Source organism: Zobellia sp. OII3 (assembly GCF_002211465.1).
Classification (GTDB): domain Bacteria; phylum Bacteroidota; class Bacteroidia; order Flavobacteriales; family Flavobacteriaceae; genus Zobellia; species Zobellia galactanivorans.
The window spans coordinates 1,231,846-1,246,824 of sequence record NZ_MWRZ01000001.1 but is presented as its reverse complement, the minus strand read 5'-3'; the positions used below and the strand labels follow the sequence as shown (position 1 = coordinate 1,246,824).

Here is a 14,979-nt window from a genome sequence, read left to right as displayed (position 1 = left end):
GCCCCCTAGTAACCAGGGTTCTGCGGAAGTAAATTAGGATTCTTTTCAATTTCGGCCTGAGGAACCGGGAACAGATCAAACTTCTCAGAGTAGATGGTAACAGGCCTGTTGTCAACTGGAAAAGGCTCTAGTTCCATTTCCCCAGTTACAGGGTCGACATCCAGTACCTTCATTCCCGTAAAGATTTTATTGTTCAATACTTCTACGCCCATGCCCCATCGTTTAAGGTCCCAAAAACGGTGACCCTCCAAGGCCAATTCAATTTTGCGCTCATGTACGATCCTATCGAACATATCGGCTTTTGAGAGTCCTGCGGGCAAGTCGGGCTGACCCGCTCTTGTACGCACCCTGTTGATGGCATCATAGACCGACGCATCTGGACCTGCTACCTCATTTTGTGCTTCGGCATAGTTCAGCAATACCTCTGCCAACCTCATCTCTATCCAACTTTGCTTGCTTTGTCCAAAATCAACACCAAAAGGCGCGCTTTGATCCATAAATTTTCTAATGTAGTAGCCGGTTATGGTATGTAGGCCGGTACGCAAAGGGGCATCTACCCCGTCGGGAAAAAGCAAATCCATTTTCCTGCCCATAAAATCGGCTCCTTGATACAATATGGTAGCGTAGAACCTTGAGTCCCTTCCTTCGTAAGGCTTTAAGGGATTATACCCAGATGCCGGATCCGTAATCGGCAGACCATTGGCCATTTCATAGCTATCTACAAACTCTTGCGTAGGGTTACATTGCGAACCCCAATCAGCCCTATAACTGAACGGCAGCATTACCTTATCCATCGAATGGCCCTTGTCGGTACCGTTAAAAAGGACTTCAAAAATAACCTCTGGATCTCCGCCATAGGTTTGAAACAAACCTTCGTAATCTGAAGACAGGGTGTACCCGTTCCCGTCAATGACGGCCTTCGACAATTCTGCGGAACGCGCATAGTTTTTAGCAAACAATTGGGCCCTTCCGTTAAAGGCCCATGCGGCCTCTTTTGTGGCCCTTCCGATTTCAGAATCGGGAAGTTCCGATACCGATGGCAAATCGGCAGCAGCAGCGGTAAACTCTTGATCGATATACTCGTAAATCTCATCTACCGGGGTTCTGGGCAACAATAGTTCATCATCGATCGATTGCAACTCTTTGATCAAGGGTACGGCCCCATATCTTCGGGCCAGGTCGAAATATTGAAACGCCTTTACAAAACGGGCCTCTGCCGTAACCCTGGCCTTGACCTCATCATCCAACTCGCTATCTTTAATATTGGCCAGAATGGTATTCGCCAAGTATATTCCTTTGTACAGGGTTTCCCAGTTGTCCAAAGGGTTATTGGTAGCATCCATCAAACCGGGACGAATCACCTTCCACGTTTCGATCCAAGCACTTTTGGTCATGGCTATATCGGTATTGTTATCCAAGATGGAAGAAAAACCATAGGCATTGTTTCCCGGCTGATTGTCCTGCCCCCTTCCCGGGAAACCTACGGGCATATAGTTATACAATCGATACAGAACAGATTCTACATAACCTTGGTCATTATAGACCACGTCTTCACTAATAATATCTAAGGGTTCTCTTTCTAAAAATCCGTCTTCACATGAAATTGCAAATGCAAAAATCACGACCAGGGACATATATATTTTTATCCTTTTCATTTTTTTAATTTTAAAAATTTACACTAAAACCAAGGTTTACCCGTCGTAACTGGGGATAATAGAGGGAATTGCCACTTTCCTCCAAAGGTCGTTCCGGATCATAGAAGTCATATTTTGAAAAAGTCAAGAGATTGTTTCCGGAAACAAAGAAACGAATCGAATCAATTCCCAATTTATCCATTACGGCATCGGGCAAATTGTAACCTACTTCTACATTTCTCAACTTTAAATACGATCCATCGATCATCCAGAAGGTAGAGGTACGCTCATTATTCGGGGGTGTATTGAAATAGGCCCGAGGGAAGGTCGCATTCTCGTTTCCTTCCCTGTACGAATCCAAAACCCTTTCGCGAATGGCATTCGACCCTAGGCTAAAAGCACCGATATAGGCATAGCTGTTATAATCGGTAGCGCCCTGAAAACTGGCGTTCAAATCAAGGTTCTTGTAAGACATGGATAGGTTTAGGCCATATACGATTTCTGGAATAACACTCTTTCCAATTTGTTGGACATCAAAACCATCAATAACATCATCGTTGTTGATGTCTTTGTACTTGATATCACCGGTTTTAAGCGAGGCATTGCCTTGACCATCTTGGTCGGCCCATCCATCTATTTCTTCCTGTGATTTAAAGAGGCCTTCGGAAGTATATCCGTACAATTGATCAAAGGGTCGGCCTGTTTTTCGTATTCTATCCTCAACGTCTTCGGGCTCATCGATAAAGATGACCTCACTGGTGGCCTTGGTCATATTGGGCGACAGCTCAAACTTAAAATTCTCACCGATGCGCCCCTTGTAGGTCAAGGCCAATTCAAAACCTTTGTTATCTACAATACCGAGGTTTTCTTTGGGCAAACTGGCACCAAAGCTTTTTGGAATGGAAGCATTTCGGGCAATCAAGATGTCTTTGGTTCGCTTACTGAAAATATCGAATTCACCCGAGAGACGGCCTTTCCAAAGGCTAAAATCCAAACCAAGGTTTTTGGCCGTTGCCGTTTCCCATGTGATGTTCGGGTTGGGAATGCCCGTATCTTGAATACCGGGCTTATACGCCCCCGAAGTTCCGATGACGGACCCTGAGTTAAAGGTATAGCCCGACAAGAATTGAAACGGCCCTACCCTATCGTTACCGAACTTACCCCATGAAGCCCTAAGCTTTAGGGTCTCTATGGCATCCACACCCGATAAAAATCCTTCTTCCGAAATCTTCCAACCCACAGAGAAAGCGGGGAACGTACCCCATCTTTTATCTTTTGGGAAGTTATAAGACCCATCATGCCTTACATTGGCCTGAAACAAATATTTGTCCGCATAGCTGTATGTTACACGTCCAATATAACCTTGTCTTGCGCTTTCAGAGGCCGTTCCGTCAGAAATCTGGCCCGTTGCCCCACCGGCAAATAACTGGTCAATAGAGGGCGAAACAAAACCTTGGCGGCCTGCTTCTATATTTTTCCTTTCGTTGTCCACCTTCTCATAAACGAACAGGGCCCCTAAATTATGCTTCCCAAACGCCCTGTCATAATTCACAAAAAACTGGGTGGTCTCTTGCACGATTTCATCATAGCCCTCGGTCAACGTAATGTTCGAAATGCTATTGAATGGGGTATAGATATTATTGACCGGATCCGATACGTAGAAGGTATAAGGCTCCTTAAACTCCTTTTCGTTTTTAAAAGAATGGTCATAATTGTACTTGAAAGTAGTGGTCAATCCCTCAATGGGGATATCGTATTTCAATTTAAAATTACCTTGGAACACGTTCCAATTGGTCCTTTTATACCCTGAATATATCGCCTCGCCAATAGGATTGATATTCACACCATTATAGCCTAATCCACCTGGTTCGACACTATCGGGCACATACGCCGGCGAGGTGGGTTGGGAATTCAATAGTGAATTAAAGGGTGAATTACTTGAATCGCTTATTTTCTCTTTTCTTCCCGCCAAATCGATTCCGAGGGTAAACCGGTCGGTTAAATCAATGTCTACGTTGGCCCTTACATTATACCTTTTAAAAGAAGAGGTTTCATACAACCCTTTTTGATCGAGCATACCTAAACTTGTAAAATACCTGACCCTTTCGCCACCCCCACTTACGGTAATACCTTGTTGTTGGATCGGTGCCGATTTACGGATTACCTCTCCCCACCAATCGGTACTGGGCAAAGTTCCGTTTTGGTATTGCTGTACTTGTTCATCTGTAAAAGCCGGGTTATCGCCACTGTTCAAACTGGCTTCATTAAAATACTCGGCAAATTCGCCCGCGTTGAGCATTTCGGGTACCTGTACCGCAGATTGAAAACCAAAGGAACTGTTATAACTTATGCTCGGTGCACCCAAGGCACCGCGCTTTGTCGTTACCAAGACCACACCGTTGGCTGCACGTGCCCCATAAATGGCGGCCGAAGCGGCATCTTTCAATATGGTTATACTCTCTATGGCGTTCGGGTCGAGCCGATCAATACTACGCTCCACTCCATCGACTAAAATAAGTGCACTGTTGTTTCCGAAGGTACTTTTACCTCGAATCAAAAATTCCCCTCCATCGGCACCAGGCTTGCCCGTTTCCTGTCGAGTAATGACCCCTGGTAATTTTCCCGATAGATTCTGCGTCAAACTTGGGGTAGGCGCAATATTTACCTTTTCTCCCTTTACCACTGCTACCGCGCCGGTCAAATCACTTTTCTTTTGGGTTCCGTAACCCACTACTACAACCTCCTCCAAAGACTCTGCATCTTCTTCCAAGGTTACATTGATGACCGTTTGTCCGTTCAAGGCAACTTCCTTCGTCTTGAACCCCACATAACTGAACACCAAAGAGGCATCGTCGGCAACATTGTCCAAGGCATAGTTTCCATCGAAATCAGCTTGGGCACCGTTATTGGTTCCTTTTACAATTACATTGGCCCCCGGCAAAGGTCCATTGCTATCGGAAACGGTTCCGCTCACCGAATTTTGGCCCATAACGGCCAAACTTGTCAAAAACAACATCATACAGAGCAAAGTCTTGCCATGTATGAATGTCTTAAATTTAGGGTTGGTTTTTTTCATAATTATTGAGTTAAATAGTTTCTGACCCAAAGAACTACAACTACAAAATATTTGAGGTGGAAAATGAGGTTTAAAAAAGGGGGTAAATAAGGCAGGCCCATTTTTTGTCATAATCGACCGCTGTCATCCCTTTACCTATATCCCTAGAATTTTGACCCTAAGCGCCATAGCCGAATTGCTACGTACCGTTTCTCGATTGGGTCAGCATTTCCCCCTATCGCTTCCTTTAATGTGCCATCCATTTCTTTTCTTAGGAAAAACATCATTACGGACACTATGATCAGAAAAGGAACACAGGTAAAGTGGAAATGGGGTTCGGGCCAGGCCCAAGGAAAAGTGGAAGACACATATTCGGAATCGGTCACCCGAAAAATCGAAAATCATGAAATTACCCGCAACGGCTCGGCCGACAATAAAGCCCTCTTAATCAAACAGGAAGACGGCAGTGATGTATTGAAGCTCGAGAGTGAGGTTGAACGCATCGATTGATACGGTTTAAGACGAAACCATGCTTTTTTTAGGATATTCAAAGGCATTTCAAGAAATTGCACATCAATTGACCTGATTATGGATAAACCCTTTATTGCCGACCAAACCTTTAAGGGAAGCGACCTGACCAAAAACAAACTGCCCAAAGGGGATTACGAAAACTGCACTTTTGAAGGTTGCGATTTTTCAGATGCCTACCTCGACAACCAAAATTTTATGGAATGTGAGTTTATCGACTGTAACCTCAGCAATGCCAACATTCGCCATACCACTTTTAAGGAGGTATCCTTCTCCCATTGCAAAATGATGGGACTCAAATTTGAAGATTGCAATACCTTTCTCATCGGTTTTGGTTTTAACGATTGCACGCTCAACTATTCCTCTTTCTACGGACTCACTTTAACAAAGCAACAATTTGTCGACTGTAAAATGATTCAAACGGACTTTACCGAGGCCCTTCTCAAAAATGCCATTTTCGACTCATGCGACCTAGAAAATACCATTTTCGAACGCACCGACCTAGAAAAGGCCGATTTTAGAACGGCCATCAACTTTAATATAGACCCTGAAAAAAACAATATCAAAAAAGCCCGCTTCTCAAAAGAGGGTCTTATTGGCCTCTTAAACAAATATGACTTATCAATAGAGCCTTAATTTTTGAATGCGTTTAAAAACGGATAATTATGTATCTTACAACTCCGTAAACCTATAGACCATGCGCTATTTTATTTGTGCTTTATTTTTTGTTGTATCGGCCGCACATGCCCAAAACACTACGGCACTTCCGGAAGGGGCCGCGTCGCCGAAGGCCACGTTAAACGATATTTCTTGGATGCAAGGCCATTGGTCGGGCGAAGCCTTTGGGGGTATTACCGAAGAAATATGGGGCCCTCCATTGGGAGGTTCCATGATGTTTTCCTTTAAGCTGGTATCCGACGGCCAAGTTGGTTTTTATGAACTGGGACACATTCGCGAGCTCGACAACACCCTAGTATATGAACTCAAGCATTTTCACGGTGATTTAAAGGGATGGGAAGAGAAAGACGAAGTGCAATCGTTCAAATTGGTAAAAGTAGACGGTAAGCGCGTGTATTTTGAAGGATTTACCTTCGAAAAGGTAAGTAATGACGAAATCAATATTTACGCCCAAATCGGCGACGAAGATGGTTCCGCCGAGGAGGTAACCTTTAACTTTAAAAAAGAATAAGGTGAAAAAAAAGTGTTTGGATTGTGGCCGGGAAATTATAGGCCGTATCGACAAAAAATTCTGTTCCGACTATTGCCGAAACGCCTACCACAACAAGGCGAACAAAGACGCTAACAACCTCATTCGCAATACGAACAACCGCTTGCGAAAGAACTACCGGATTTTAGATAGCTTCCCCCTAAAAGACGGCAAGACCACTACCACCAAGGCAAAGTTGTTGGACAAGGGCTTCGATTTCGATTTTATCACCAACCTCTACACTACCAAAAAAGGCACGGTCTACTACTTTGTGTACGACTTGGGCTACCTACCACTCGACAACGATGTCTATATGATCGTAAAGCGGGAATAAGTACTTCGGGGCCATACTAGCACAAAAAAAATGCTTTCCATAGGAAAGCACTCGTGTTCATCTATTGGCTATGCGTTTGGGGAGAACGTGACATTACCAATTGTGGCCTGTTAATTTCAGAGCGGCAATAACAATGTCCTTGCGGCTAATCTGACCGACCAAAATACCGTCTTTCATAACCGGAAGCCTTCTTCTATTGTGCTTATCAAAGATGCTTGCGGCGTCAAAAATTGAGATATCATGGGGAATTGTCTCAACTTCCTTCGTCATAAACTTCTCTACACTTTTGTCTAGAATAGGCTGGTTGAAATACCGACTTTCGGAAATCTGCTTCATACAGTCGGCCTCTGAGATAATGCCAACCAAAAAACCATTGTCATCCATGACAGGACCACCCGAGATGTTGTGCTTGGTAAACAGCTCCATAACCTCTAGAATAGACTGATCAGGCTTAAATGTCACCAGTTTCTTGGTCATGTAGTCTGAAACCAATATGGGCGCGTCATACTCTTTCTTGACATCGACTTTTGCCCGAGGGCCTTGAAAACTTTTTATTCCCATATAGTATAGTTTTTATTGCCTAGCGGCAGATTAGGTTAATTACTAAAGATAATGAATTTTTTAATAAAATATTCAGTTATTCGACGTATTACCTATTAGATTATTCTTAATTTATGTAAAATAATACCAATTTAAAAAAATCCGCCCTTTTCAAAAAAACCGGATTCGACTAGAATTTTATATTTAAAATTGAGAACTTTAACAAATGAGAAAATTCCCCGCCACCCTCTCCTTTCTACTTCTGGTCGCCGCCATCTATTGGGGGTTTCACACTTCAATGCCGGTTTACCAAGAAGATAGTTCCACAGCGGCATCGGCCTTTTCTACCGATCGCGCATTAAAACACGTAAAAAAACTATCCCAAGAGCCCCATGCCGTGGGTTTTCCCGGGCATAAAAAGGTCCAGGACTACATCGTTTCCGAATTGGAAAAAATGGGATTGCAAACTTCCCTGCAAACCGATTATGCGGTCGGCGACTGGGGGAATATGGGCAAACCCGAAAACATTATCGCCCGAATAAAGGGAACCGAGAACGGTAAGGCCTTACTTCTACTTTCGCACTATGACAGCCATCCACACTCCGCTTTGGGCGCCAGTGATGCCGGTAGCGGCGTGGCAACCATTCTAGAAGGGCTACGCGCCTTTCTATCGGAAAAGCAAAAACCCAAAAACGACATCATCATATTGTTCACCGATGGGGAAGAACTGGGTTTGAACGGAGCCGACCTCTTCGTCAACCGGCACGAATGGGCCAAAGATGTGGGCCTTGTACTCAATTTCGAGGCCAGGGGAAGCGGAGGGCCAAGCTATACCTTTATTGAAACCAATAGGGGCAACCAACATTTAATACGTGAGTTTATCAAGGCCAACCCCAAATACCCCATGGCAAACTCCCTATATTACAGCATCTATAAAATGCTTCCGAACGATACCGATCTGACCGTTTTTAGGGAAGACCGCGATATCCAAGGGTTCAACTTTGCCTTTATCGACGATCACTTTGATTATCACACCGCCCAAGATGCCTACGAACGCCTGGACAAAAAAACATTGGCCCACCAAGGTAGTTACCTAGCCCCCTTACTAGAGCATTTTAGCCAAACCGACCTCAGCCAACTGCAAAGTCCCAATGACTACGTTTACTTTAACATGCCCCTTTTCGGTGTTGTTTCCTATCCCTTTGATTGGATTTGGCCCATGTTCCTATTGGCCATTCTTTCCTTTATTGGTCTTCTAATATATGGGTTTAGAAAAGGGGCCTTGACACTGAAGGGAGTTTTTGCCGGTTTTGTCCCCTTGCTTCTTTCCGTTATTACCAATGGCCTCGTCGGGTATTTCAGTTGGCCCGCGTTAAAATGGGCCTACCCCGAATACAAGGACATGCTGCACGGCTTTACGTATAACGGCTACGCCTATATTTTTGCCTTTGCCTGTCTTGCCATAGCCATTTGTTTTGGCATTTATCATAAGTTCAAGAAGTTAACAACGGCCGATTTGCTCGTGGCCCCTTTAGTGCTATGGTTGATAATCTGTGGGCTTATGGCCCAGTATTTACCAGGGGCAAGCTTTTTTACCATACCCGTATTCGCCCTTCTTGCCGCGGGCTATGTAGGCATAAACCAAAAGGCTCCCGATGTGCTGCCCTTGCTGTTTTTAAGTTTACCGGCCCTATGGCTGTACACCCCCTTGGTCAAAGGTTTCCCTGTGGGACTCGGCCTTAAGATGTTGGTCGGCTGTACCTTATTGGTCACGCTTACCTTCTTTCTCTTGCTACCGCTATTTGCTAGGTACCGACATAAAAAGAAATGGGCTTATTTGGCACTGCTCGTTTTTATCGGTGCCATGGCCTACGCCCATATACACTCAGGCTTCAATACCGAAAACGGTAAACCGAGCAGTCTGGTCTACATTCTAGATACGGATAGCCAAACGGCCCAATGGGCCAGTTACGACCAAGTACCCATTACGTGGAACCAAACTTTTTTAGGGGAAGGCAATAACAGTATCGAAAAGCTGAACCAACATACCATCGGCAGTAAGTACAACACCGTATTCACGCGGTCTACAAATGCCCCTTTGAAAACTATCGAAGGTCCGAACATAGAAACCTTAAAAGACACGCTCATCGGAAACGACCGAAAGCTAATACTATGCGTTACCCCGCAACGCCACGTAAACCGGCTTGATGTTTTTACCAAAACCACGAATTTAAAAAAGGTAAAGGTCAATCAACTTGAGCTATCCCCTTTTTATCTCAACCAACGGAAATCGACAAAGCTGGTTACCCATTACATCACTGACGACGCCTATACCGAACTTGAAATCACCATCCCAAAAGACAGTGTTCTCGAGCTTACATTTTACGAAGCGTCAAACGACCTTCTGACCCACCCGCTCTTTGAAGTACCGGAACGGCCCGAAAACAGTATCCCTATGCCCTTTGTACTCAATGACGCCATCATAACCACAAAAACAATCAAATTTGAATAATACCATAGCCATTATGGGCTGCGGCTGGCTCGGCCTGCCCTTGGCCAAAACCTTTATAACTAAAGGGTATCGCGTAAAGGGAAGCACCACTTCGGAAAGCAAGCTCGACGCCTTATCCGGCCAAGGAATCGAGGCTTTTCAGATTTCTCTTTCCGAGACCGCAATCACCGGGGACATCCATTCGTTTTTTAGCGATGCCGATACGCTCATCTTGAACGTCCCCCCTAAACTTCGGGGCGGCAATAGCGAAAACTACGTTCAAAAAATGAAGTTGGTACGCGATGCCACCATAGCCTCGACCATCAAAAATGTTATTTTCGTGAGCAGCACCTCGGTATATGGCGATATAGATGGTGAAGTAACCGAAAAGACCCCTCCCCAACCTTCCACCGAATCGGGCCGACAGCTCTTGGAGTGCGAACGGCTGTTTCAAAACGAGGAAGAATTCAAGACCACGGTCATCAGGTTCGGAGGTTTGATCGGGCCAAATAGGCATCCGGTCACCATGCTTTCCAAACGAAAAAACTTAAAGAACGGCAAGGCCCCTATCAACCTCATCCATTTAAACGATTGCATAGAAATCATCGTTCAAATAGTTACGAAAAATTGGTGGTCGGAATTGTTCAATGCCGTCTTCCCGTATCACCCTACAAAAATTGAGTACTATACCTTACAAGCACTCCAAAACAAAATTCAACCACCTGAATATGATAGCAATACAAACGCAAAAGGAAAGCTAATTCACTCGCGAACCCTTACAAATGTTAAGAAATTCAAATTTACGACAACGTTGTAGATTCGTTTCACAACAGCTCTGGCACGTTTCACAACAAACTCGGCCAATAGTTGTTAACGCACCCTGCATTTCGTCGATTTAAGACTAACTTTGGAGCCTAAATTAAAACTATTTGCCATGGAAAATTCAGGTTTAAGAAGCCAGATTTTGATTGAAATCAAAAATCTGATCGCTTCGAGCTGTACCAAGCAAAAAGTTCCCCAAAAAATGAAAGACCTGCATGTAGCGCTATTAAAACACCACTACAACGCAGTTCATGTGTCTATCGATTACCATAGACGGAGGGTTGAAATGGACATCGTCATGGATGACAATGATTATGATCCGAAAAAAGTGAATCTTAGTATTCCAACATTGTCGACCAACCTGTGGTATAAGCATCTATACGACTTCTTGGGGTCATGTATAGATCAAGAGCCAAAAAGTATTGCTTTTTACGCCATGCTTTTAAAATCGTACCGAAACAACGAGCTTTCGTTGGTTGCGTAGTACAACATGTAAAACTATATCAAAAAAGGTGCCTAAACGGCGCCTTTTTTTATGCCCAAAACTCCATTATGCTTTTATTCACAGCTACATACCGATAATATTCTTAATTTTGCCCACCTGAAGAAAAATTAAAGAACCATAAATAAGGAAACATGAAGAAGATTATCGCCGTTTTGCTTTTGAGCATCGGTTTTTCAGCAACAGCACAAACGAAAAGCGACTTACAGAAACACTATGAGGCCTTTTATAATGAAATGCGGCTCCAGGGTGATGTAAACGGGGTAATCAACGCGCTAACCCATCTGAATGTGATTTCGCCCTCTAAGGAGCGCAAAGACACCTTGGCCTTTGTGTATGCGAACAACAATCAACATATGCAGGCCTTGAATACCATCGGTATTGAAAAAGAGGCTTCCGATTCTGACATGGCCGTACAAGTGAAGGCCATATCACTAAAGGCCCTCAACCAACCCAAGCGTGCCCTAGAGCAGTTTGAGGAACTTTTCAAGAGAACCCCAAACCCTTACTTGGCCTATGAACTGGCCGATCTTAAAATCCAAACCGGCGACCTTGCCTCTGCTACCATCAATATCGATTACGGCATAGCAAATGCCAAAGACGATATGAAATATGCCTTTTATGAAAGACAACAACCTTATGAGGTACCTTTAAAAGCGGCCTTTTTACATTTAAAGGCGCTTACCATATTTGACAACAACAAAGACAACATAGACGCTGCCATAGCAAAAATCGACGAAGCCCTTGCCTTGGACCCAAATTTCAATTTGGCCAGTTTGAGCAAGCAGGCTCTTGAATCTAGAAGAAACTCACCTGCAGAGGAAGATAAAAAGGAGTAACTTTTATATAACCTTATCTTGTGCCGCGTATTGCAATTTGCAGTGTGCGGCGCTTTTTTATAACCATCTGTTTATTCTGGCTTAACATTGGCCTGCATCGAATATTGGAACTTTAAGGGCAATTTAAATAACCTTAAATCCAACTTTACGATGAAAAAACTATTGATTTTCATGGTAGGCCTATGCCTACTAAATTCTTGTGACCACATTGACGACTTTATAGGTGGCGGACCCACCACGCCAGTTGAAGTATCTCCGGCGGAAGTCCTTGAAGCAAACACCCAATACCCACTACCCTACAGCGTTCTATCCACTATAAACAATACGGTCGAAATTAGAAACGGAGGTTTCGGTTCCGGAGCTACCTCCCACCCTACCAAAGGCAACGAATTCTACGCTATAACCGACCGCGGACCGAATACCGATTATTTGGATGGAAAAAAATTTCCAGTAGCCTCATATACCCCTCGTATCGGCCATTATAGGGTAACCGAATCTGGAAAAATCGAACTGTTGGAGGAAATTCTTTTAAAAGACCCTTCCGGCCAGTTAATTTCAGGAATACCCAATCCGGAAGGAAAAGGAGCCACAGGGGAAATTCCTTACGATGCCGATGGAAATGCCATTGCCTTCGATGATTTCGGATTAGATTCCGAAGGTATCGTTGCCCTAAAAGACGGCACGTTTTGGGTCTCCGACGAATACGGGCCACATATTGTCCATTATAATGCCAATGGCGTTCAATTGGAAAGGATATCCCCGATAGGTGTAAACGAAGATACGGGTGACCGAAAACTGCCTGCTGTCTTTGCCAAAAGAAGGGCGAACAGAGGAATGGAAGGTCTTGCCGTTACTCCAGATGAAAAGACTTTGGTAGGCATTATGCAATCGACCATGTACAATCCTGAAAAAATACAATCGAATATTACCCGTATCGTAACATTCGACTTGGAAACAGGCTACACCAGACAGTACGTGTATGTTCAAGAAACGGCCAATCTTTCAAACTCTGAAATTACGGCAATCTCCAACACCGAGTTTTTAGTGGTTGAACGTGACGGCAAATTTGCAGGAGCAGGTGCCGCACAAAAACATATTTACAAAATCAACTTGGCAGGGGCCACCGATATAAGTGGTAGCAACCCAAAAAATGAACTCGGTCTAATGGTCGGAGACAAAACCATTGAACAATCTACAGCCGAAGAATTGGCCGAGGCAAACATTGTGCCCGTTCAGAAAGAACTTGTAGTTGATTTGGTAGCCGAATTCGGATATCGCCACGACAAACTAGAAGGTATCTGGCTTGTTGACGACAATACGCTTGGTTTTATAAACGATGATGATTTTACCGTTTCCGACAATGATGGGGATGGCGTTATAGAACAGAAAATACTTCCGGGCAGTACCGATATAGATGCCAGTTCACTTTACTTGGTCAAGGCAAATTTCTAATTGACCTATCTTCCCGATTCAAATAAAATGCGGCTTACCCAACTCTTGTGTAAGTCGCTTTTTTTTAGAGGTCTAAAATCAAATCGGTATCCAAGGTATTGTTTACGACCACATTGAACTGGTTTCTAAAAGCGTTGTAGGCTTCAATCATTTGAACAACCGATTCCTCTGGATCGGTTCTATAAAACAAATCGCCCTTTACTTTTAGCGCGTAGGTCTTGAATACCTTTTGTCGACTTTTTACCTGTGGAATATTGAAAGCTTCGGGATAGGTAGATTCTTCCAACTCATTTTGTTTGGCCACAAGGTTCTCGATCACCAAGTTCAGGTCGTCACGGTTGGCCACCGTATAGAGCGCATCAAAACTAGTTTCGAGTGCGGCAAACTCCGCCCAATCCTTCAGAATGGCTTCGGCCTTAGGTTTAACCGCTAGCTTTTTATCCCAGTTTTCGGTATTTATCTCATAGCTTTCGGTATTCTCAGCCGTCGATTCCTGTTTCTCTTCCTTGCAGGAAAGAAACAAAACCAGCATCGCACTAAAAAAGAAGATTCTTTTCATAAAGCGAATGTACAAATTTTAAGAAACGCTATCTTTATTACACAACTCATTTAACGCCACATTAATGCAAAAATCCATTCTAATCATAGGTGCTTGTGGTCAAATAGGCACAGAGCTCACATTGGCCCTTCGTGACAAACACGGTAAGGAAAACGTGATTGCCAGTGACATTCGCGAGGGAAGCGAAAACCTGATGGATTCTGGGCCTTTCGAGGTTTTGGACGCTACCGATTACGACGCCCTTGAAGAAATTGTGGCCTATTACGAAATCAGCGAGGTCTACTTGATGGCGGCCATGTTGAGCGCCACCGCGGAAAAATTTCCGATGCGCGCCTGGAACCTGAACATGAATTCGCTTTTTAACGTACTCAACTTAGGTAAGGAGAAGAAAGTTGACAAAATATTCTGGCCTTCAAGTATTGCCGTTTTCGGACCGAATACCCCAAAGGAACATACCTTACAAAGCACCATAATGGAACCCAGTACCGTATACGGCATTAGCAAACAATCAGGTGAACGCTGGTGTGAATACTACTATCATAAATTTGGGGTCGATGTACGAAGTATACGTTATCCCGGACTTATCAGTTGGAAGACCATGCCCGGAGGAGGTACCACCGATTATGCGGTGGAAATTTACCATAAGGCCTTGTCGGAAGGTACATATACCTGTTTTTTAAAGGAAGATACTGAATTGCCCATGATGTTTATGGACGATGCCATAAGGGCCACACTACAACTCATGGAAGTCGATAAGGAAAACGTAAAGGTGCGCGCTTCATACAATTTAGCGGCCATGAGCTTTACCCCTGCTCAAATTGCGGAGCAAATTAAAAAGCACATCAAGGATTTCAAAATATCGTATAAGCCCGATTTTCGCCAGGCGATCGCCGATTCATGGCCCAGTAGCATTGACGATTCAAAAGCCCGTACCGATTGGGGCTGGCAAGCCCGTTTCGATCTTGAAAACACTACGAAAGAAATGTTGGAAAATTTGGCTCCCTAAGACAAAGATT

At 44.0% G+C, this 14,979-nt stretch carries 14 protein-coding genes; 10 read left to right on the top strand and 4 right to left on the bottom strand.

Annotation, left to right across the window (positions count from 1 at the left end; all coding sequences use genetic code 11):
* Nucleotides 1-5: 5 nt before the first annotated feature.
* Complete coding sequence (locus tag B4Q04_RS05185; RefSeq protein WP_088696170.1) at nucleotides 6-1,655, bottom strand: RagB/SusD family nutrient uptake outer membrane protein; 1,650 nt, start codon at nucleotides 1,653-1,655, stop codon at nucleotides 6-8.
* Between the two features lie 10 nt (nucleotides 1,656-1,665).
* Complete coding sequence (locus B4Q04_RS05180; RefSeq protein ID WP_161496045.1) at nucleotides 1,666-4,710, bottom strand: SusC/RagA family TonB-linked outer membrane protein; 3,045 nt, start codon at nucleotides 4,708-4,710, stop codon at nucleotides 1,666-1,668.
* Nucleotides 4,711-4,986: 276 nt separating this feature from the next.
* On the opposite strand from B4Q04_RS05180, the gene B4Q04_RS05175 reads away from it, so the two are divergent.
* From B4Q04_RS05175 to B4Q04_RS05160, 4 genes are all read left to right on the top strand, one after another.
* The gene (locus B4Q04_RS05175; RefSeq protein WP_088696168.1) at nucleotides 4,987-5,199 is read left to right on the top strand and encodes a DUF2945 domain-containing protein; all 213 of its coding nucleotides are present in this window, start codon (nucleotides 4,987-4,989) and stop codon (nucleotides 5,197-5,199) included.
* A gap of 78 nt (nucleotides 5,200-5,277) precedes the next feature.
* Nucleotides 5,278-5,853, top strand: a complete 576-nt coding sequence (locus tag B4Q04_RS05170; protein ID WP_088696167.1) for a pentapeptide repeat-containing protein — start codon at nucleotides 5,278-5,280, stop codon at nucleotides 5,851-5,853.
* Nucleotides 5,854-5,914: 61 nt separating this feature from the next.
* Entirely contained in the window at nucleotides 5,915-6,406 is a 492-nt protein-coding gene (locus B4Q04_RS05165) for a DUF6265 family protein (RefSeq protein ID WP_088696166.1), read from the top strand.
* Between the two features lies 1 nt (nucleotide 6,407).
* On the top strand, nucleotides 6,408-6,758 hold the full coding sequence (locus B4Q04_RS05160) for a hypothetical protein (protein WP_013993391.1): 351 nt from the start codon (nucleotides 6,408-6,410) through the stop codon (nucleotides 6,756-6,758).
* 93 nt (nucleotides 6,759-6,851) lie between these two features.
* Here the strand turns inward: B4Q04_RS05160 and B4Q04_RS05155 are convergent, their stop codons facing one another.
* Nucleotides 6,852-7,319, bottom strand: a complete 468-nt coding sequence (locus tag B4Q04_RS05155) for a CBS domain-containing protein (protein WP_013993390.1) — start codon at nucleotides 7,317-7,319, stop codon at nucleotides 6,852-6,854.
* Nucleotides 7,320-7,524: 205 nt separating this feature from the next.
* Between B4Q04_RS05155 and B4Q04_RS05150 the strand changes: the two genes are divergently transcribed.
* From B4Q04_RS05150 to B4Q04_RS05130, 5 genes are all read left to right on the top strand, one after another.
* Complete coding sequence (locus B4Q04_RS05150; RefSeq protein ID WP_088696165.1) at nucleotides 7,525-9,810, top strand: M20/M25/M40 family metallo-hydrolase; 2,286 nt, start codon at nucleotides 7,525-7,527, stop codon at nucleotides 9,808-9,810.
* Nucleotides 9,803-10,606 carry an NAD(P)H-binding protein gene (locus B4Q04_RS05145; protein ID WP_088696164.1) on the top strand — a complete coding sequence of 268 codons (804 nt, stop codon included), beginning with the start codon at nucleotides 9,803-9,805 and terminating at the stop codon, nucleotides 10,604-10,606. The genes B4Q04_RS05150 and B4Q04_RS05145 overlap by 8 nt, the downstream gene beginning before the upstream one ends.
* A 117-nt stretch (nucleotides 10,607-10,723) precedes the next feature.
* Nucleotides 10,724-11,095: a hypothetical protein gene (locus tag B4Q04_RS05140; protein ID WP_046287436.1), complete on the top strand. Its 372-nt coding sequence runs from the start codon at nucleotides 10,724-10,726 to the stop codon at nucleotides 11,093-11,095.
* Between the two features lie 152 nt (nucleotides 11,096-11,247).
* Nucleotides 11,248-11,952: a hypothetical protein gene (locus B4Q04_RS05135; RefSeq protein ID WP_013993386.1), complete on the top strand. Its 705-nt coding sequence runs from the start codon at nucleotides 11,248-11,250 to the stop codon at nucleotides 11,950-11,952.
* Between the two features lie 150 nt (nucleotides 11,953-12,102).
* The gene (locus B4Q04_RS05130) at nucleotides 12,103-13,404 is read left to right on the top strand and encodes an esterase-like activity of phytase family protein (protein ID WP_088696391.1); all 1,302 of its coding nucleotides are present in this window, start codon (nucleotides 12,103-12,105) and stop codon (nucleotides 13,402-13,404) included.
* 64 nt (nucleotides 13,405-13,468) lie between these two features.
* Here the strand turns inward: B4Q04_RS05130 and B4Q04_RS05125 are convergent, their stop codons facing one another.
* Nucleotides 13,469-13,963: a hypothetical protein gene (locus tag B4Q04_RS05125; RefSeq protein WP_013993384.1), complete on the bottom strand. Its 495-nt coding sequence runs from the start codon at nucleotides 13,961-13,963 to the stop codon at nucleotides 13,469-13,471.
* A gap of 64 nt (nucleotides 13,964-14,027) precedes the next feature.
* Between B4Q04_RS05125 and B4Q04_RS05120 the strand changes: the two genes are divergently transcribed.
* Entirely contained in the window at nucleotides 14,028-14,969 is a 942-nt protein-coding gene (locus B4Q04_RS05120; RefSeq protein ID WP_088696163.1) for an NAD-dependent epimerase/dehydratase family protein, read from the top strand.
* Nucleotides 14,970-14,979: the final 10 nt, after the last annotated feature.